The organism is Confluentibacter citreus, assembly GCF_002807055.1.
Classification (GTDB): domain Bacteria; phylum Bacteroidota; class Bacteroidia; order Flavobacteriales; family Flavobacteriaceae; genus Confluentibacter; species Confluentibacter citreus.
Map to the genome: position 1 here is coordinate 987865 of NZ_NIXN01000001.1, position 19010 is coordinate 1006874.

General features: G+C 34.2%; 17 protein-coding genes and 1 tRNA gene. 8 read left to right on the top strand and 10 right to left on the bottom strand.

Going from position 1 to position 19010, the window contains the following annotated elements:
* Positions 1-48: 48 nt before the first annotated feature.
* The 4 genes from CDH49_RS04280 to CDH49_RS04295 form a co-directional block, all read right to left on the bottom strand.
* Positions 49-411, bottom strand: a complete 363-nt coding sequence (locus CDH49_RS04280; protein ID WP_100614146.1) for a DUF1304 domain-containing protein — start codon at positions 409-411, stop codon at positions 49-51.
* Positions 408-2519, bottom strand: coding sequence for a thioredoxin domain-containing protein (locus CDH49_RS04285; RefSeq protein WP_317044368.1), 2112 nt, complete (start codon positions 2517-2519; stop codon positions 408-410). The genes CDH49_RS04280 and CDH49_RS04285 overlap by 4 nt, the downstream gene beginning before the upstream one ends.
* A gap of 72 nt (positions 2520-2591) precedes the next feature.
* Complete coding sequence (locus CDH49_RS04290; RefSeq protein ID WP_100614148.1) at positions 2592-2792, bottom strand: dodecin family protein; 201 nt, start codon at positions 2790-2792, stop codon at positions 2592-2594.
* Between the two features lie 52 nt (positions 2793-2844).
* Positions 2845-3747 (bottom strand): NifU family protein, encoded by a 903-nt coding sequence (locus tag CDH49_RS04295; RefSeq protein ID WP_100614490.1) that lies wholly within the window; start codon positions 3745-3747, stop codon positions 2845-2847.
* A gap of 162 nt (positions 3748-3909) precedes the next feature.
* On the opposite strand from CDH49_RS04295, the gene CDH49_RS04300 reads away from it, so the two are divergent.
* Positions 3910-4914, top strand: coding sequence for a PorP/SprF family type IX secretion system membrane protein (locus CDH49_RS04300; RefSeq protein WP_100614149.1), 1005 nt, complete (start codon positions 3910-3912; stop codon positions 4912-4914).
* A gap of 4 nt (positions 4915-4918) precedes the next feature.
* Here CDH49_RS04300 and CDH49_RS04305 read toward each other — a convergent pair whose 3' ends face one another.
* Positions 4919-5347: a YybH family protein gene (locus CDH49_RS04305; RefSeq protein WP_100614150.1), complete on the bottom strand. Its 429-nt coding sequence runs from the start codon at positions 5345-5347 to the stop codon at positions 4919-4921.
* Between the two features lie 209 nt (positions 5348-5556).
* Here CDH49_RS04305 and CDH49_RS04310 point away from each other — a divergent pair, with 209 nt between their 5' ends.
* Complete coding sequence (locus CDH49_RS04310) at positions 5557-5835, top strand: STAS domain-containing protein (protein ID WP_100614491.1); 279 nt, start codon at positions 5557-5559, stop codon at positions 5833-5835.
* Here the strand turns inward: CDH49_RS04310 and CDH49_RS04315 are convergent, their stop codons facing one another.
* From CDH49_RS04315 to CDH49_RS04335, 5 genes are all read right to left on the bottom strand, one after another.
* On the bottom strand, positions 5836-6936 hold the full coding sequence (locus CDH49_RS04315) for a DUF4407 domain-containing protein (RefSeq protein ID WP_100614151.1): 1101 nt from the start codon (positions 6934-6936) through the stop codon (positions 5836-5838).
* A gap of 119 nt (positions 6937-7055) precedes the next feature.
* Positions 7056-9551, bottom strand: a complete 2496-nt coding sequence (locus CDH49_RS04320) for a M56 family metallopeptidase (RefSeq protein WP_100614152.1) — start codon at positions 9549-9551, stop codon at positions 7056-7058.
* 2 nt (positions 9552-9553) lie between these two features.
* Complete coding sequence (locus CDH49_RS04325; protein WP_100614153.1) at positions 9554-9919, bottom strand: BlaI/MecI/CopY family transcriptional regulator; 366 nt, start codon at positions 9917-9919, stop codon at positions 9554-9556.
* 241 nt (positions 9920-10160) lie between these two features.
* The gene (locus tag CDH49_RS04330; RefSeq protein WP_100614154.1) at positions 10161-11024 is read right to left on the bottom strand and encodes a DMT family transporter; all 864 of its coding nucleotides are present in this window, start codon (positions 11022-11024) and stop codon (positions 10161-10163) included.
* A 26-nt stretch (positions 11025-11050) separates the two neighbouring features.
* Positions 11051-12439 carry a dipeptidase gene (locus tag CDH49_RS04335; protein ID WP_100614155.1) on the bottom strand — a complete coding sequence of 463 codons (1389 nt, stop codon included), beginning with the start codon at positions 12437-12439 and terminating at the stop codon, positions 11051-11053.
* A gap of 118 nt (positions 12440-12557) precedes the next feature.
* Between CDH49_RS04335 and CDH49_RS04340 the strand changes: the two genes are divergently transcribed.
* The 6 genes from CDH49_RS04340 (at position 12558) to CDH49_RS04365 (ending at position 19003) form a co-directional block, all read left to right on the top strand.
* Positions 12558-12639 (top strand) — tRNA-Leu (locus CDH49_RS04340).
* Positions 12640-12992: 353 nt separating this feature from the next.
* Positions 12993-14162: an endo-1,4-beta-xylanase gene (locus tag CDH49_RS04345; protein ID WP_100614156.1), complete on the top strand. Its 1170-nt coding sequence runs from the start codon at positions 12993-12995 to the stop codon at positions 14160-14162.
* A 20-nt stretch (positions 14163-14182) separates the two neighbouring features.
* Positions 14183-15904 (top strand): IlvD/Edd family dehydratase, encoded by a 1722-nt coding sequence (locus CDH49_RS04350; RefSeq protein ID WP_100614157.1) that lies wholly within the window; start codon positions 14183-14185, stop codon positions 15902-15904.
* A gap of 40 nt (positions 15905-15944) precedes the next feature.
* A complete protein-coding gene (locus tag CDH49_RS04355; RefSeq protein WP_100614158.1) occupies positions 15945-17294 on the top strand; it encodes a GntP family permease in 1350 nt (449 codons plus the stop codon).
* Entirely contained in the window at positions 17295-18128 is an 834-nt protein-coding gene (locus tag CDH49_RS04360; RefSeq protein WP_100614159.1) for a fumarylacetoacetate hydrolase family protein, read from the top strand.
* Complete coding sequence (locus CDH49_RS04365; protein WP_100614160.1) at positions 18125-19003, top strand: alpha/beta hydrolase; 879 nt, start codon at positions 18125-18127, stop codon at positions 19001-19003. The genes CDH49_RS04360 and CDH49_RS04365 overlap by 4 nt, the downstream gene beginning before the upstream one ends.
* Positions 19004-19010: the final 7 nt, after the last annotated feature.

Genomic DNA, 19010 nt, shown 5'->3' on the forward strand with positions numbered 1-19010 from the left:
GATGAATACATAATACAATTTTCTTCTTAAAAAAGGGAATCCAAAAGGTTAAAAAATGTTAACACATAGGGAAATTATAGCAAGAATTGCTGGTATGGATTGAAAATAAAATAGTTTGATTTGTTTGGTGGAATAGGCACCATAAATACCAGCAATGGTAACACAACAAAGAAAAAATAAAGCGATGTTAATATCGTTTTCTAAGATTGAAAAAACTAATCCGGCTGATAAAAACCCATTATACAATCCTTGGTTTGCAGCCAATACTTTGGTGTCTTCAGCAAATTGTTTAGACTTTAATCCAAACGTTTTTATTCCTTTTGGTTTAGTCCAAAGAAACATTTCCAATATCAAAAAATAGAGATGTTCAAAAGCAACAAAGCAAATTAAAAAAATACTTAAAAAACTCATTCTTTTAAAAACTCTAAAGCTTTGCTAACTTCTTTAACGGGTAATTTACAGGCTTTGTTTACGCAAACGTAAATGAATGTTTCTTGGGGGTTATATCTGCTTTCCAATAAAGGTAAATTATTTTCCGTAGTACTTGCCGCAATTAATTTATTTGGAACGTAATGTTTATTTAATTCCGCTATTTTTTGTTTGGCATCTTTACCTACTATGGCTACTTCATAATACGGATGGGCATAATTCAACATTAAATCCAGCCAATTGGAATAACCAGATGGGTATTCTTTCATTTCAGGTTTCACATTGTTTAGCATGGTCATAGCTGTTTTTGAGAAATGCTCATTATCAAAGTAGTGAGATAGTTTAAACAGGTTTTTAGCCATGATAGAATTACTTGCAGGAATTACATTATCTCTATATTCAATACTTCTGGATACTAAGGATGCGTCGCTATTAGATGTGAAATAAAACATTTTGCTGTTTTCATCAAAAAAGTGATCGAAACTATAATTGGCTAAATCCCTTGCTGTTGTTAAATATGTTTCATTTAAAGTATTTTCATAAAGCGCAATGAACGCTTCGATAGTGGCTGAATAATCTTCAAGATAACCGTTTATGGTGCTTTTACCATCTTTATAGTTGTGGTTTAAACCGCCATCTTTACGAAGTTGGTTGCTTATTATAAATTTGGCATTTTTTTCAGCAGCTTCCAAATAACTTTTATCGTCCAAAACTCTATAAGCATCTACATATCCTTTAAGCATCAAGGCATTCCAGGAGGTTAAAGTTTTATCATCCAAACGTGGTTTATCCCGTTTGTTGCGAACCGTTAAAAGAACCGTTTTCCATTGATTCTTTTTTTCTGCTAACTGGATTTCGTTCAATTGATATTTCTTCATAATGGAAACATCATCATCTTTACGGATTAACACATAATTATCATGTTCCCAAAGACCATAATCGTTGATGTTATAATACTCTGAAAACAAATCAAAATCGTCTTTAAGAAGCGTTTTTAGTTCTTCTGGTGTCCAAACATAAAAAGCACCTTCTTCCAGTTTTCCTTGCGGTGTATTACTATCTGCATCCAATGAAGAATAGAACGCACCATTGTTTGCGGTCATGTCTTTTTTAATATATTCTAATGTCTCTGTAATGACATTTTTGTAAAGTGGATTTTTTGTTATCAGATAAGCATCGGCATATAGACTAACCAACAGGGCATTATCATATAACATTTTTTCAAAATGGGGAACATGCCATTTTTCATCAACCGAATATCTTGAAAAACCACCACCAATATGATCATAAACACCACCGTAAGCTATTTGGGTAAGTGTTTTGTTTACATACTCTTGTAGCTCTTTATTGTTATTTTGATAGGCCTCTCTTAAGAGAAAATGATAATTGCTCGGCATCATAAATTTTGGAGCTTGATCCAAGCCCCCATAAGTGTGGTCGAAATTTTTTGACCAATTTTTTAATGCATCATTTATAAAAGCAGTTTCAAAAACGGGCTCATCGGTATTTAAACTAACAACGTCCAGCGACTTTATCCCCTGAGAAAGTTTATCAGCATATTCATAAAGCTTGTCTGGATTTTCAGCATACAGTTTGGTAATCTGGTTTAAAATATCAATCCATTGTTCTTTTTTAAAATAAGTACCTCCCCAAACCGGTCGGCCGTCAGGTAATGCAATTACGTTTAAAGGCCACCCACCACTGCCAGTCATAAGCTGTACGGCACTCATATATATTTGGTCAACATCAGGGCGCTCTTCCCGGTCTACTTTTATATTTATAAAATCTTTGTTCATGACTTGTGCCACCAAACTATCTTCAAAACTTTCGTGCTCCATAACATGGCACCAATGGCATGCGGCATAACCAACGCTGATCAATATGAGTTTTTTTTCAGATTTTGCTTTAGCTAATGTTTTGTCATTCCATGCATTCCAATTTACAGGATTGTGTGCGTGCTGTAATAAGTACGGGCTCGTTTCATGTATTAGGTCGTTTGTATATGGATGTGTCATGTCTTTTGAAGTTTCACTTTTACAACTGAAAAGCATAATGGGCAATAGTAACAATAGGGTAATGGTTTTTCTCATTTTAAAAATTGATATTGAAAAAAAAGCGTTCAAACATGAACGCTAAGGTTTTGTTTTTGAAATGGTTGAGGGTTATTCAACTTCAAAAGTGATTTTTACATTGACTCTAAATTCTGTGATGTTTCCATTTGCAACGCTGGCACTTTGATCTTGAACATATACAGAACGTATGTTTTTAACACTTTTAGCGGCGTGGGTTACAGCTTTTCTGGCAGCATCTTCCCAACTTTTTTCTGAATTCGATAATACTTCAATAACTTTTAATACTGACATAGTTTAGTTTTTTTAAAAATTAATAACACTAAATATAAGAAATTAAACTGAGTTAACCGTTTATGGCTTCAACAGTTTCAACTTTGTCCTTAAGCATTTCTTTCAGCATGTTTTCAATACCACTTTTTAAAGTGTATGTTGAAGATGGACAACCACTACAGGCGCCTTGAAGCAGCACGCTTACTTTTTTGGTAATGGCATCATAAGAAATAAACTGAATATTTCCACCATCACTAGCCACGGCAGGTTTTACATATTCTTCAAGAATATTTATAATTTCTTTGGAGGTATCATCAAGCGATTCAAAATAGGTATCTATTTGTTTGGTTGATTTCTGTAAACTTTCGGCAGCTCCAGGCAACACAATGTCTTTGCCGTTTTCAATATAACTTCTTATGAATTCGCGTAATTGCACTGTAATGTCTAACCATTCAGCGATGTCATATTTGGTGATCGATATATAATTTTCATCAAGGAACACATTTTTCACAAATGGAAAATGGAACAATTCTGTAGCTAACGGAGACAATTTTGCTTCATCAATAGACGTGAACTCAAATAAGGCTGTTACTAATTTTTTATTGGCAACAAACTTCATAACTGAAGGGTTCGGCGTGCTTTCCGCATACACCGTAACAGGAACTTTTTTAGAAACAGCGGTTTCTTCAATAATAATGCCTCCATCATTTAAATAATCGCTTATTTGTTCTGCTATTTCATCCTGCACATCTTCCCATTCTACAATATTGTAGCGCTCTACAGCAATAAAATTACTAGAGATATACACCTTTTTTACAAAGGGCAAATAAAATAATTGCTGTGCTAATGGTGACGGTTTCGCTTCATCTATATTGTTGAATTCAAAACTTTGGTTTTTGGTAATGAATTGATTAAGTTCAAATTTGATGATAGCTTTATTGGAAGTTTCTTGTATTGAAACGGTAAAAGTATTCATTTTAGCTTTTTTTTGTAAAAATACTAAAAGAAAACTATAGTTATGTATATATTTGGGTTTTGTTGCTCTTTTGAAGGCATGAATAATAGTTAGATTTTTATGTTTTAATTTATTGATAATCAAAACATTGATATCTATATAAAACCTACTTAATAATAGTTTATGAAGTCTACATATTGTTTCGTTGTAATAATAATCCTTTTAGGAACGCTTAAAATCCAAGCCCAAGAAGGGTTGCCTATTTATGCAGACTATTTAACTGATAATTATTATTTAATCCATCCATCCATGGCTGGGGCGGCTAATTGTGCAAAGGTGCGTTTAACAGGTCGCCAACAATGGTTTGGACATGAAGATGCGCCCAAACTTTTAACCTTAAGTATGAATGGTAGAATAGGGGATACACCATCTGCTATTGGAGGTATTTTGTACACAGATAAAAACGGATACCATTCACAAACCGGAGCCTATGTAACATATGCGCATCATCTGATGTTTTCCAGGAATGAAGTAGATTTAAATCAGTTGTCATTCGGTTTAAGTGTTGGTTTTATTCAATACAAATTAGATGAAACATCATTTCCTCAAGATGGTTTCGATCCTATAATTGATGGCGTTGTACAAAGTGAAACAAATCTTAACATGGATTTTGGTTTTTCGTATAATTATTTAGATTTCTATGCGCACGGAACCGTTAAAAATCTATTGAAAAACTCAGGGATTAATAACGATATTGAGATCACCAGTAATTTAAGACGCTATTTACTATCTGCCGGATATGTTTTTGGAAAGTATGGAAGCGATTGGACGTATGAACCATCTTTAATGTTTCAATATAAAGAAGGTACACAAGAATCTTCTATAGATATAAACGCCAAAGCTTATAAAACTACGCAATTTGGAAGTCTTTGGGGAGGTTTATCTTATCGTCAAAGTTTAGATGGCGCTCAATATTTAACAAATTCTGGAGCTATTGCTAGCCAAAAATTGCAGAATATAACCCCTATTATTGGAGTGAATTACGATCAGTTTATGTTTGCTTACAATTATACATACCAAACCAATTCGGTAGTGTTCACAAATGGCGGCTTTCATCAAATAACCCTTGGGTATAACTTTAATTGTAAAAAGGTGCGATACGATTGTAATTGTCCTGCAGTGAATTAAAAGTCTAATAGGAGGTATCTACAATAATTTTCCAGTCATTATCAATTTTCCTAAAAAGAAGCATAAAAAAGCCATCAGCATTTCCCACGTTTCGCTTTAAATGGTATTCCCCCAAAACGTAATAATTATTGTCACTAATTTTAGAAATGTCATTGATTTTATAACTTAAAGTCCCAGTGTGATCTATATCTGGATAGCTTCTTCTATACCGCTCATAAGTATTGTTCCAGCCATATATAATACCATTTGCTCCATAAAACTTAAGGGAATCATTTTTCCAATAGCCTTCCATATAGCCTTCTATATCATCTTTAGACCAAGCCAATCTTTGGTCTTTAAGAACAGCAAGTATGTCCTTTTTATCTTTCTCTTCCGTTTGGGCAGTAATACTGTAACATGATAAAATAAATAATACTAGTAAAATTTTTTTCATACCTAACTTTAATTTATGATAGTAAAAATAGCAAAATCAAACTTTTAAAGTGGTTGTACATCGATTTATTTGACCGGTTTAATTTTTTCAACTAAAGTAGTTTTGGCTTCATCGATTAAATAGTTTTAAGTTTATTTTTAAATATACATTTATATGAAAATCAATTAATTAATAGTCCCGAGTTTATTGTTTAACCTAAAAAAATGTATATGGATTTAAAAATTACTAACTACAACAATTTCTATAGTTTGAAAGGAATTTTAAACAGAAATAATATTCACATATTTCAAAATGAATTTAAGTACATCTTTGACAAAGCAAATGACATTATAATAAATATTGAAGGTGTCGAATTTATTGATCGACATGGCGTAAATGCTTTTGTGAAATTGCACAACGACTCGATTTTAAAAAATAAAAAACTGGCCATAATAGGTTTGGGTTGTAAAGATTTATACGATCATTTTAAATCGGAAACAGCCGCTTAGTTACAAAACATTTTTTTGTTGTTTGAAGAACGCATCGGCTTGAAGCTGCATAAGTTCCCTAGCTTTTTTACGCTTGTAAGTATATAATTCGTCTTCGTTTTCTATATCGGAGTAAATACGGTCGTTGATAGCGAAATCGGTTTTAAGCATCGCTTCTCTTTGGTTTTTGTTTTGAAGCACATTTGATTTAATGGCAGTTTCTTGGTCTTCCAATTTAAAATCGTAAGCACTTTTAGGCGATAAAAGTTTTGCGAAAATAGGAGACGTCTCAATGGCTAAAAACAATAGAAATATAAAGAATGATGGCAACCAAGGCAATTCTCCAAGTGCGTTTACACGAGCCATTAAACCATCAAAATTATTGATGATGGGTTGTGTGTTTTGTACTTCGGTGTCATAAGTGTTTTTTAAATCAGCTTTTTGAGCTTCAAAAGCTTCCATTTTTAATTTATTATCTGCTTTTAATTGCTGTAATTCTGCTAATAAGGCATCATGTTTGTCTCTTTTTTCTTGATAAACAGGTCCTTTGCCCAATCTTTTGGTACCTGCGGTTCCTTCGGCTTCGGTAATATAGGTGTTGTACAAGGCGTTCACTTCCGCTTCTTTCGTGGCAATCTCTTGTTGAAGGGATTTAATAGTGTTGTCTAAACCCGAAATGGTTGGCGTGAATTGTTCGGCAATTTGGTTTTTATTGGCGAGTGTTAAATCGTTTTTTTGTTCTAATAAAACCTGGTTGATTTCCTTTTCAAAAATTTTAAGTTCCAAAGGTTTTGAAATCACCACAGCAATAATCACAGCCAATATAATTCGAGGTGTGGCTTGAATGAATTCGTCCATAAAGTTCCCCGTTTTTTTAATGGTAGACACAATAAATCGGTCTAAATTAAAAATGAGAAATCCCCAAATAAGTCCGAAAAACACAGAAGAATACAGATTATCAAAAACCGTGTAAAGCGCATAACTAGCAGCTATAAAAGCCATAACGGCCGTGAAGAACACGGTTGCGCCAATGCCGGCATATTTATTTTGTTCGCCTTTAGAACAGCTTTCTAAAATATCGGTATCTGCCCCCGAGCAAATAATGAAGAATTGCTTTAACATAACGTTTGTGATTTGATTGATTGGTTATTAGAACGTTATCTTAATGATTTTGTTACATAGATTGATAAAAAAAACAGCCAAGTTTAAATTTGGCTGTTTTTAATTGTTATATGTTTTGTTTATTTTTTTGCTGGAGGTGGTGGAGGTGGTGTTGTCATTACGTTTTCTTTTTCTGCAAGTTTTGTATATGTATTATATAATTCCATAACCTCTTTGTATTGTATTTTTAAATCATCAAGATTTCCTTTTTTTTCTTTAAGATAAACCTGCATCGCAGCGCCATAAGCATTTCCTTCATCCCAATATTTTTTCTTAGCCTCTAATAATTCTTTTGAAGGATTTTGAGACAAACCTGATACTGGTGGAGGTGGAGGTGGTGGAGGAAGTAATTTTTTATCTTCTTCGGTCAATTCACTATATTTTTTATACTCTATTTTTCCATCTCTCATTAGTTCAGCATATGGTAAAATAGGATGTTCAGGTCTTGAAACAAGTTGTTTATTGTTACTTGACATCTTAATATACATACCATTTAAATTAAAATATAAGGTTTTCATTTTATCTTGTTCTGTTTTTGTTTTGTAAACATAATGAGGAGGTGTTTTTTTAAGTACTTCTAATTCATTGTATTTTTTCTTATATTCTTCTACAATGTCTTGATTGTCCTTTTGTCGGTTTTTTGACCCATACTCTTTTTTTACAAGTTTTCCGTTTACTAAATTGTACTGTTTTGGGTCTGGTGGAGGCGGTAACATTACATAAGCTTTTTGCTTTTCACTATCAGATAATTTAGAATAAGTTACAACCATGGTATTGTATAAAATATTGAACTCTTTTTGTTCAGATTCTGATAATTCTAAATAATTATTAGGATATCCTATCTCACTGTTTTTTGCAAATCCAATCAAATTAGTTCTTTGGGCATTATAAATTTCTAAATTTTTTGAACTTGATTGTATGTTAAGGAATTCGTTGCTTTGAGTCATTTCAACATCTTCATTAATTCTCGTAATAATTCTTACTTTAGGTTTCAAGCCATCATTTAAGCATAATTTATTGTATTCTTCATAAAGATTTTCAATAAGTTGAAATTGCTTTTTGTCTCTATTAGTTTGTTCTTTACTGTAATATCCTGCGGGTCTATTTAAAATACGATTTTTGTATTTTTCTGCTTCATCAATGTAATTTAAATAAGCTTTTTCGTGCTTATCTTGACTATTATCAGAAATTGCTTTTTGTGGGGTTTTAGAATTTTCTGCTTCTAATTCTTTTTTAATTTGGTCTAAAGCAGAATTATCTTTTTTTGAATTAGTAAATGTAGTTTCAAATCCTTTTTGAGTATATAAATGATTTTGATAAGGCTGCGGGAATTTGTCGCTTCTCGCATTATTGTAAACAAAGCTCGATGTGAAATACATAATATCAGAAGCTTTGTAATTATTCAGTTCTAAATTTTTCACATGGGTTACGTCAATCCAAATCGCGAATTTGTTGGGGTCTTTCCAAGAATTGAATTCTGCTTCAGTAGGCGTTTTTGGTTTTACATTTGAGAAATCGGAAACGATATCTTTCGGGTATTTTTTTACTGAATTACGTTGCTCCTCAGTCATTAAATCATAAATGGCTACCGCTCTTAAATATTTAGGATAAATTATCCTGTTTGAACTTTCAAAGTCATTGATGAAGTCTCGATACTCTTTCATCATGGTTTCTGTTACACCATTGGCTAATGTGTTTTGTTGAACAACAAATGGTTTTTCAACAATCTGCTTTTCACTAAAACTGTAAATCAATAGAGCTAGTAAGGGCAATAAAATTAAACTACGAAGCCAAAAGGCTTGTTTGGATGTTTGTGTGTTCATAACTGTAAATCGTTTTTTGATGGATGAATAATTGATGGCGTTTGCCAATAGTGGTTCTGAGGCAATTGATGAGAATGCCAATAATAAACTTTGATATTTTAAAGGTTCGGCGCCTTTACTTAAAACGGCCTGATCGGCCAAAAACTCGTGATTTAATTTAATGCTATGTTTGAAAAAGTAGATGATGGGATTGAACCAAAATAGTATTTGTAATATTTCTATAAACAACACATCTAAACTGTGTTTTTGTTTGGCATGAGTTTCTTCGTGAAGCAATACTTCTTTAGGAATTTGATGCGTTTCAAACTTGTGTTTATTTAAAAATATGTAATTTAAAAAAGTATGCGGAATGACTAAATCTTGCAGCAACACATTAATGAAACTTTGGTTTTTAAACTTTGGGTTTCGTTTTATTCTATAAATGATTCCAGATAAATTTTTTAAGAATTTAAAACTAAAAAGCAAAACACCAAAACCATATATACTCCATAAAATAATGGGCATATAGTTTATAGGTTCGGCTTCTATTACAGTATGGGTTATGGATGATTCAGGAAAAAATAAAGGCACTTCTTGTGGAATAACTTCTATATATTCTGTAAAAGTTATTAACGGAATAACGAATGCTAAAACTGCCGAAACCAATAAATAGAAACGTTTGAAAACATGAAAGCTTTCTTTTTCCAATACCAGCTTATAAAAGCCATAAAAGATTGCTAAACAGATACCCGATTTTAAAATATAGAATTCCATATCTATTTGTTTTTGAGTTCTTTATCTATAAGCGTTTTTAAATCTTCCAATTCTTCTTTGGTTAAATTGGTTTCTTTGGTAAAAAACGAGGCGAATTGAGAGGCGCTATCGTTAAAAAAGGTCTTTATAAGGCCGTTTACATGTTTAGAGAAATAATCTTTCTTTTTAACCAACGGATAATATTCCCTAGAGTTTCCATATAGATTGTAATCAATAAACCCTTTGTCGGTCATGCGTTTTAAAAGCGTTGCCACGGTGGTGCTTGCAGGTTTGGGTTCTGGATAAGCCTCAAGCAAGTCTTTCATAAACGCTTTTTCTAGCTTCCAGAGGTAATTCATTAATTCTTCTTCGGTTTTTGATAATTGCATTATTCTACAAAATTAGATTATGTTCTACAAACATAGAATAAATATTTTAATTCTACAAGTGTAGAGTAGAAATAATTTTGATTTTTAAAAAGAACTAAATGTCAATTCGAGTGAATTTTACACATTTTTATGTGTGAAATTTGTATCGAGAATCGATTTAATGCTTTAATGAAACAGTTCTCGATACAATTCGCTTTTTGGCGAATCACTCGAACCGACAGAGTTTGTTTAATTTTTTTTTTTAAGATTTATTTCGCGAACGAATACTCTCAATAACTACCGTTGCTAATATCAACGAACCACCAATAAATGTATTCAGGTTGGGGGTTTCGTTTAAAAAAATAAAGGCTAAGATAATTCCAAAAATGGGCGTAATACTGGTAATAATACTCGCTGTACTTACCGAGAAGTGTTTAAAGCTGCTTACAATCATAGTATGACCAATAGCCGTTGTTAACAATCCTAACATGACTAAAGAAGGAATTTGGTTTGTGATATTTGATATATCCATGAAAAATAACGATGGAAGCAATAATACACTTAATATGGAAATTTGATAAAGCATAATACTAGAGCCAGAATAACGGCTGGTTAATTTTTTAGAAATAATATTTCTAATGGAATATAAGAGTGCAGATAATACACCAAACAAAATAGCACCAATATGAGCATTTTCAAGATTAAATTCAGGAGCTAAAATATAGAGGCCAAGCAGTACCATAAGACTCAAAACAATATACATAGGGTCGAATTTCACCTTAATAAAAAGAGGTTCAATTAAAGCGGTAATCATGGGGTAGGTGAATAACGAGAGCATCCCAATAGCAACATTCGATAATTTAAGAGCGTAGAAATAGGTAATCCAATGGGCGCCAAAAAATAAGGCACTGACCAGGATGATTAAAAAATCACGTTTCGAATAAATTTTTAGATTAACTTTTTTAAAGTAACAAAAAGCATATAAAAACAAACCGCCCAAAATACACCGACACCAAATACTAACCGGCGGCGGTAAGTCTATAAATTTACCTAGAGGACCAGAAGTACTTCCGAAAAGCGTGGCAATTAAAAGGAAAATAAGGTTTTTGGTATGTTGGTTTTTCATCTATATGTTTAGCTACAAACCAAAATTTATTTAGAAAGCGCTGTAAAATATTTATAAAACAATGGAATGGTTTCAATGCCTTTTAAATAATTAAAAATCCCGAAATGTTCGTTTGGTGAGTGTATGGCATCGCTATCCAGTCCAAAGCCCATTAAAATGGTTTTGCTTTTTAATTCTTGTTCAAAAAGTGATACAATAGGAATGCTACCGCCACTGCGTTGTGGAATAGGCGTTTTACCAAAAGTATCTTGATATGCTTTGCTTGCCGCTTGATAGCCAATACTATCAATAGGCGTGACATAGCCTTGTCCGCCATGATGTGGTTTTACATTCACCTTCACGCCTTTTGGAGCAATGCTGGTGAAATGTTTGGTAAATAATTCGGTGATTTCTAGCCAATCTTGATGTGGTACCAAGCGCATGGATATTTTGGCATACGCCTTACTGGCAATAACGGTTTTCGCACCTTCTCCTGTGTAACCGCCCCAAATACCATTCACATCTAAAGTAGGTCTGATAGAATTTCGTTCATTGGTAGTATAACCAGTTTCTCCATAAACGGCTTCAATATCCAAGGCTTTTTTATAGTTTTCTAAATTGAAAGGAGCTTTTGCCATGTCTGCACGCTCTTCTTTTGAAAGTTCTTCTACCTTATCATAAAACCCAGGAATAGTGATGTGATTATCCTCATCATGAAGCGAAGCAATCATTTTTGTTATAATGTTGATGGGATTTGCTACAGCACCACCGTATAAACCAGAATGTAAATCACGGTTTGGCCCTGTAACTTCTACTTCTACATAACTTAGTCCGCGTAAACCTGTAGTGATAGACGGAATGTCATTGGCAATCATGCCCGTATCGGAAATGAGAATCACATCGTTCTTTAATTTTTCTTGATTATTTTTAACAAAAATGGCCAAATTCGGACTTCCCACTTCTTCTTCACCTTCAATCATAAATTTCACATTGCAAGGTAATTGGTTGGTTTTTACCATGAATTCCAACGCCTTTACATGCATGTACATTTGACCTTTGTCATCACAGGAACCTCTACCAAAAATAGCACCATCGGGATGTAAATCGGTTTTCTTGATGATGGGTTCAAAAGGAGGCGAATCCCATAAATCTAATGGGTCTGCCGGTTGTACATCATAATGACCATAAACTAAAACAGTTGGTAAATTTTTATCAATAATTTTTTCACCATATACAATGGGATTGCCATCTGTTTTGCATAATTCAACCTTATCGCAACCTGCTTTTTCTAAACTTAACTTTACTGCTTCGGCAGTTTTTAATAAATCGCTTTTATAAGCAGTATCTGCACTTATCGATGGTATTTTTAAAAGGTCAAAAAGTTCATTGAAAAATCGGTCTTTGTGTTCGTTTATATAAGATTGAATTTGGTTCATAGCGTATTTAAAAAATGATTTTTTCAAAAGTATAAAAAAAGAATGTTTTTTAATCTTAGAAGTTTGCCATTTAAAAATCTTGACTATATTTGCATCCCGATAATTATCGGGACTACCTGCGGGCGTGGTGGAATTGGTAGACACGCTAGACTTAGGATCTAGTGCCGCGAGGTGTGGGAGTTCGAGTCTCCCCGCCCGTACAAAACAGAAGCTTCTTGGAAACAAGGAGCTTTTTTCGTTTTAGGTATTTCTGTGAAATGAAAAAGGGGAGACAAGAAGTTTATGCTGAGCGTAGCCGAAGTGAGTCTCTCGGCCCGAACTTAAAAAGCTTTTCTCCTGATAACTATCGGGTTTAAAAGTTTTTTTTTGTTTAATCCAATAGCGACCTTACATTTAATTAAACGTTTCTAGTATAAAAAATTCACATAATTTTAAGAGGTTTCTAACTAAAAGAACGTTTATTTGGGTCTTGAACTGAGAATGGTTAAACTTCTTTTGATTGATTTTAAATTTTATATATTTACGCAAAATCTATTCTGATAATTCATTTAATATGAAAATCGCTATATCCTTTTTAAGAATTTGTCTGTCCTTTTTCATTTTAACCAGTTGTTCTAAAACTGGAAACAAAGAAGAGGTTGAGTTAACATTGAAAGATCTAAAAGAGGCTTATAAAGATGCTTTTTTAATAGGATCTGCTGTGAACTTGGAGGTGTCTTCGGGGATTGATTCTGTTTCCCAAAACATTATAATACAGCAATTTAACAGCATTACTCCTGAAAACGTTATGAAGGCTGAGGTCGTAAATCCAGAACGTGGTGTGTACGACTTTAAAGCTGCTGATGATTTTGTGGCGTTTGGACAAAAACACAACTTGTTTATTGTTGCACATACCTTGATTTGGCACAATCAAACACCTGCTTGGTTTTTTCAGGATGAAGCGGGAAACCCTAACACGCCAGAGGCTCAAATAGAACAAATGCGTAAGCATATAGAAACTGTAGCTGGTAGATATGCTGGTAAAGTACAGGCTTGGGATGTTGTAAATGAAGTTATTGATAATGATGGCTCTTACAGAAGTGAAACGGCTTGGGTAAAAAGTATAGGAAATGGTGATGATTTGGTAAAACATGCTTTTAAATTTGCTAGTGAATATGCCCCTGATACCGAGTTGTATTATAATGATTTCAATGCTTGGCGACCAGAAAAGAGAGATGGTATTATGCGTATGGTCAGACTTCTTCAAAAAGAGAACATTCGAATAGATGGCATAGGGATTCAAGGGCATTGGGGCCTTAACTACCCAAAAACAGAATATATTGAAGCTGCCATCGATTCTTTCGCTTCACTTGGGGTAAAGGTGATGATAACCGAATTGGATGTTGATGTGTTGCCATTAACTAAGGAAGGACAAATTATTGGTACAGGCTTGTTGCATCCACAATATGAGTTAGAGGAATTCAAAACATTTTTAGATCCTTACAAGCATGGGCTTCCATTAGCGGAAGAAGAAGCTTTAGCTAAAAGATATGCTGAATTGTTTGGGATTTTTTACAGAAAAAGGGATAAAATAGATAGGGTTACAGTATGGGGCTTGCATGACGGTATGTCTTGGAAAAACGATTATCCCCTGTTTGGTAGAACCAACTATCCTCTTTTATATGATAGAAACAAACAACCTAAACTAGCTTTAGAAGCTATTTTAAACGTTCCAAATAAATAATAGTTCAGTTATACAACACTATGAGTGAAGATAAAAAATTAAGAAGTCAAGAGTGGTTTGGTGGTAATGATAAAATGGGCTTTGTACACCGTTCGTGGTTAAGAAACCAAGGGTATCCAAATGATTATTTTGAAGGTAAACCTGTCATAGGTATTTGTAATACGTGGTCAGATTTAACACCTTGTAATGGTCATTTACGTGATGTTGCCGAAGTTGTAAAACGTGGTATACTTGAAGCTGGAGGTTTTCCTTTGGAGTTCCCAGTGATGTCTTTGGGTGAAACCATCATGCGACCAACCACCATGTTGTTTCGCAATTTAGCCAGTATGGATACCGAAGAATCCATTAGGGCAAATCCGTTAGATGGTATCGTGCTTTTAACGGGATGTGATAAAACAACGCCGTCAACCGTTATGGGCGCTTGTAGTGTGGATTTACCAACTATTGTGGTGCCTGGTGGGCCTATGTTAAATGGCCGATTTAGAGGTGAAACCATTGGTTCTGGTTCTTTTAATTGGATGATTAAAGAAAAACAAAAGACACAAGATTTTGATGCTGAAGCGATGCAAGAAGCAGAAATTTGTGCCGCTAGAAGTATAGGGCATTGCAACACGATGGGAACTGCTTCAACCATGGGAACCATGTGTGAAGCTTTAGGTTTAACACTTCCTGGGTTTTCATCCATTCCAGCTGCAGATTCCCGTAAAAAAGTCATGCAACAATTGTCTGGTCGTCGTATCGTGGAGATGGTGAAAGAAGATTTAACCTTGTCTAAAATCCTTACCAGAAAAGCATTTGAAAATGCCATTGTAACCAATGCAGCTGTTGGTGGCTCCACCAATTTAATCATTCATTTAATTGCAATTGCACGCCGTATTGGTGTCGATTTGAAATTAGAAGATTTTGATAGTGTGGGGAGTCAAATCCCATTATTGGTTAATTTGATGCCTTCAGGAAAATATTTGATGGAAGATTTCTTTTATGCCGGAGGCTTACCTGTGGTTATGAAAGAATTGGGCGATTTATTGCATCAAGACATCATCACAGCAAACGGAAAAACATTCAGGGAAAATTATGCGAAAGCTACGTGCTATAATGATGAGATTATTGCCAAAATAGATAAACCGTTGCAAGAGCATGCTGGTATTGCTGTTTTAAAAGGAAATTTATGTGAAAATGGTGCCGTCATTAAACCTTCGGCAGCTACAAAACGTCTCATGAATCATACTGGGAAAGCGGTTGTTTTTGAAAGTATGGAAGATTATCACCATCGCATTGATGATCCGAATTTAGAGATTGATGAAGATAGTGTTATAGTACTTAAAGGAGTAGGTCCAAAAGGTTATCCAGGCATGCCTGAAGTGGGGAATGTTGATTTGCCTTCCAAATTGATAATGAAAGGAGTAAAGGATATGATTCGAATTTCTGATGGGCGCATGAGTGGAACCGCTTACGGAACCGTCGTGTTGCACGTATCTCCAGAATCAACCATTGGTGGCACATTGGCCATTGTTCAAAATGGCGATATGATAACTTTAGATGTAGAAAAGAGATTATTACAGCTTAATATTTCTGATGAAGAGATAGCAAAACGAAAAGCTGAGTGGAAAGTTCCAGAACCTATGGCAACAAGAGGCTATGTGCGTATTTATTTGGATCATGTTGAGGGTGCCGAATTAGGGGCTGATTTAGATATTCTTGTGGGTGGTTCGGGTTCTAAAGTGGATAGAGATTTGCATTAATACAATATACACCAACTAACAAACTAATTAAACCAACTAAATGGTAGTTATCTATTTAGTAATTAGCGTTTTGCTAATTATTTTCCTGACTTCTAAACTTAAAGTACACCCGTTTGTAGTGTTGCTCTTAGTCGCTATTCTTTATGGAATTGTTTCAGGAATGCCATTAAATCAGATTATTACTTCTGTTAATACAGGCTTCGGAAATACCTTAGGCGGTATTGGAATGATTATCATTCTTGGCGTTATTATTGGTGCTTTTCTAGAAAATTCGGGAGGTGCTTATGCACTTGCAGAAAAAGTATTGAAGTTTACAGGAAAGAAAAAAATTCCATTTGCGATGGGAATCATAGGGTGGTTTGTTTCCATTCCTGTTTTTGCAGATAGTGGATTTATGTTGTTAGCACCATTAAATAAAAGTTTATCAAAAAAAGCAGGTATTTCCTTATCGGGAACCGCCATTGCCTTGGCTCTTGGTTTAACGGCATCGCACACATTGGTGCCTCCCACTCCAGGGCCCATAGCAGCAGCTCATTATTTAAATGCTGATTTGGGTTTGGTTATGCTATTCGGAATCCCTATTAGTTTAGCCGCTTTGGCCATATCATTTGTTTTTATTCAGAAATATGTTGCCAAAACTTATATAGATCCTAATCCGGAAATTTCTGAAGAGGAATTGAACGAGCGTTTAAAATCAAAACCAAGTGCGCTTAAATCAGTCATTCCCATTTTTGTTCCTATTATTTTAATCGTTATTAAATCCTTATTGACATCGGTTTTTGGTTATAAAACGGAAGGTTATGATACTTTTCCAATATTCATTAAAATTTTATTATTTTTAGGTGAGCCCTTTATGGCTTTATTGATAGGTGGCTTTTTATCATTAACACTTCCAAAGAAATTGAATACAAATATGTTTTCAACCGATGGATGGATTGGCAAAGCATTAGTTGCAGCATCTTCAATCTTATTGATTACCGGTGCAGGAGGTATTTTTGGTCAGGTATTACGCGATTCGGGAATTGCTGTCACTTTAGGTGAAACATTATCTAATGTGAATATAAGTATTTGGTTGCCATTTTTATTGGCGGCCGCTATAAAAACAGCCCAAGGGTCTTCTACAGTTGCTTTAGTAACAACCGCATCTATTTTAGCACCTATGATGGCGACTTTAGGTTTTGAAACCGAATTACAGAAAGCCATGGTAGTTATTGCCATTGGCGCAGGATCGGCGGTAGTTTCTCATGCTAACGATAGTTTCTTTTGGGTGGTTACCCAATTATCGGGCATGGATGTGAAAATGGGTTACCGTTTTCATACATTGGGAACAGCTGTTTTAGGAACATCATCAGCGATTTTATTATTTTTAACTTACTTAATATTAACTTAAATGAAAATTTACAACACTACGAAAGGGATCTTAGTTCAATCCGACAAATCATTTTACTTAGTAAATGAAAATTGGGATGATTTTTTTAATAATGATAATTTGTACGACAAAGTTCAAGACATTGTTAAACAAAATTCAGCAATTGATAACGCAGAAGACATCATAGCAAACCATTTATTGGTGCCAATGAAAAGCCAAGAATTATGGGCAAGTGGCGTTACCTATTTCAATAGCAAATTAGGAAGACAAGAGGAAAGTAAAAGTGCTGGTGGCGGCGATTATTACGAACGTGTTTACAATGCCGACAGACCAGAATTATTTTTTAAAGCTACTGTAAATAGAGCCGTACCATCTGGTGGGAAAGTAAACATTAGAAAAGATTCTACTTGGGATGTACCAGAACCAGAATTAACATTAGCTATCACATCTTCTGGAAAGATAATAGGTTACACTATTGGTAATGATATGAGTTCTAGAAGTATTGAAGGTGAAAATCCTTTATACCTTCCACAAGCTAAAACATACGATGCGTGTGCTGGTTTAGGACCATGTGTTTATTTAACAAAAGAAGCCCTTCCTACAGATACTAAAATTGCTATGAAAATCAACAGAAATGGACAAACCGTTTTTGAAGATTCTATCGAAATAAACAAGATTAAACGTAAGTTCGAAGATTTGGTTCATTACCTATATAAAGAATGTTCTTTTGCTTACGGAAGTTTCTTAATGACAGGCACTGGTATCGTGCCAACAACTGCCTTTACATTACAAAGTGGCGATGAAGTTAAAATTACCATCGACAACATAGGTACTTTAATAAATTATATAAGATGAAATCAATAAAAACTGTATTTGCTTTTTTGCTCCTTATGACTTTAAAACTAAGTTTCGGACAAGAAAGTGAATACAGTTTTAATGAAGATTCTAAACGACATGATGGTGTTCCGAAAGGCATGATAACAAAACATGTCTGGAAGAGCACCATTTTTGATGGTACCATAAGGGAGTATTATGTGTATGTTCCTGCACAATATAACCCCAATGAATCTGCTGCTTTAATGGTTTTTCAAGATGGCCATGCTTATGTAAATGAAGAAGGTGATTTTAGAGTGCCAATCGTGTTTGACAATCTTATTCATAAAAAAGACATGCCAGTGACTATTGGGTTGTTTATAAACCCTGGTCACAAAAGTTCAGAATTGCCTGAAAATCCTTTTAGGGCTAGTAACCGAAGTATTGAGTATGATAGTCTGAATGATGCATATGCGCGGTTTCTTATAGAAGAATTAATACCTGAAATGAGCAAAACATATAATATCACCAACAATCCACAAATGAGAGCCATTTGCGGATTGTCTTCTGGTGGTATTTGTGCCTTTACAGCAGCGTGGGAACGACCGGATTATTTTAGTAAAGTCATGAGCCATTTTGGAAGTTTTACAAACATCCGTGGCGGCCATAATTATGAGGCCATGATTAGAAAAACACCTAAAAAAAGCATTAAGGTGTATCTGCAAGATGGTTCTAACGATTTAAATAATGAGCATGGAAATTGGTGGCTTGCCAATCAACAAATGGCATCATCATTAGAATATAAATCATATGATTATACATTTGTAACTGGAACAGGTGCCCACAACGGAAAGCATGGAGGAAGCGTACTTCCGGAAGCGTTGAAATGGTTGTGGTCTGATGTTAAGCCAGAATAAAAATCAA

What these genes read in the sequence shown, in the direction of transcription:
- CDH49_RS04290 (WP_100614148.1), bottom strand. Translation starts at nt 2,792, where the DNA reads ATGTCAGTATTAAAAGTTATTGAAGTATTATCGAATTCAGAAAAAAGT.
- CDH49_RS04365 (WP_100614160.1), top strand. Translation starts at nt 18,125, where the DNA reads ATGAAATCAATAAAAACTGTATTTGCTTTTTTGCTCCTTATGACTTTA.
- CDH49_RS04305 (WP_100614150.1), bottom strand. Translation starts at nt 5,347, where the DNA reads ATGAAAAAAATTTTACTAGTATTATTTATTTTATCATGTTACAGTATT.
- CDH49_RS04285 (WP_317044368.1), bottom strand. Translation starts at nt 2,519, where the DNA reads ATGAGAAAAACCATTACCCTATTGTTACTATTGCCCATTATGCTTTTC.
- CDH49_RS04280 (WP_100614146.1), bottom strand. Translation starts at nt 411, where the DNA reads ATGAGTTTTTTAAGTATTTTTTTAATTTGCTTTGTTGCTTTTGAACAT.
- CDH49_RS04355 (WP_100614158.1), top strand. Translation starts at nt 15,945, where the DNA reads ATGGTAGTTATCTATTTAGTAATTAGCGTTTTGCTAATTATTTTCCTG.
- CDH49_RS04310 (WP_100614491.1), top strand. Translation starts at nt 5,557, where the DNA reads ATGGATTTAAAAATTACTAACTACAACAATTTCTATAGTTTGAAAGGA.
- CDH49_RS04360 (WP_100614159.1), top strand. Translation starts at nt 17,295, where the DNA reads ATGAAAATTTACAACACTACGAAAGGGATCTTAGTTCAATCCGACAAA.
- CDH49_RS04315 (WP_100614151.1), bottom strand. Translation starts at nt 6,936, where the DNA reads ATGTTAAAGCAATTCTTCATTATTTGCTCGGGGGCAGATACCGATATT.
- CDH49_RS04345 (WP_100614156.1), top strand. Translation starts at nt 12,993, where the DNA reads ATGAAAATCGCTATATCCTTTTTAAGAATTTGTCTGTCCTTTTTCATT.
- CDH49_RS04300 (WP_100614149.1), top strand. Translation starts at nt 3,910, where the DNA reads ATGAAGTCTACATATTGTTTCGTTGTAATAATAATCCTTTTAGGAACG.
- CDH49_RS04295 (WP_100614490.1), bottom strand. Translation starts at nt 3,747, where the DNA reads ATGAATACTTTTACCGTTTCAATACAAGAAACTTCCAATAAAGCTATC.
- CDH49_RS04320 (WP_100614152.1), bottom strand. Translation starts at nt 9,551, where the DNA reads ATGGAATTCTATATTTTAAAATCGGGTATCTGTTTAGCAATCTTTTAT.
- CDH49_RS04325 (WP_100614153.1), bottom strand. Translation starts at nt 9,919, where the DNA reads ATGCAATTATCAAAAACCGAAGAAGAATTAATGAATTACCTCTGGAAG.
- CDH49_RS04335 (WP_100614155.1), bottom strand. Translation starts at nt 12,439, where the DNA reads ATGAACCAAATTCAATCTTATATAAACGAACACAAAGACCGATTTTTC.
- CDH49_RS04350 (WP_100614157.1), top strand. Translation starts at nt 14,183, where the DNA reads ATGAGTGAAGATAAAAAATTAAGAAGTCAAGAGTGGTTTGGTGGTAAT.
- CDH49_RS04330 (WP_100614154.1), bottom strand. Translation starts at nt 11,024, where the DNA reads ATGAAAAACCAACATACCAAAAACCTTATTTTCCTTTTAATTGCCACG.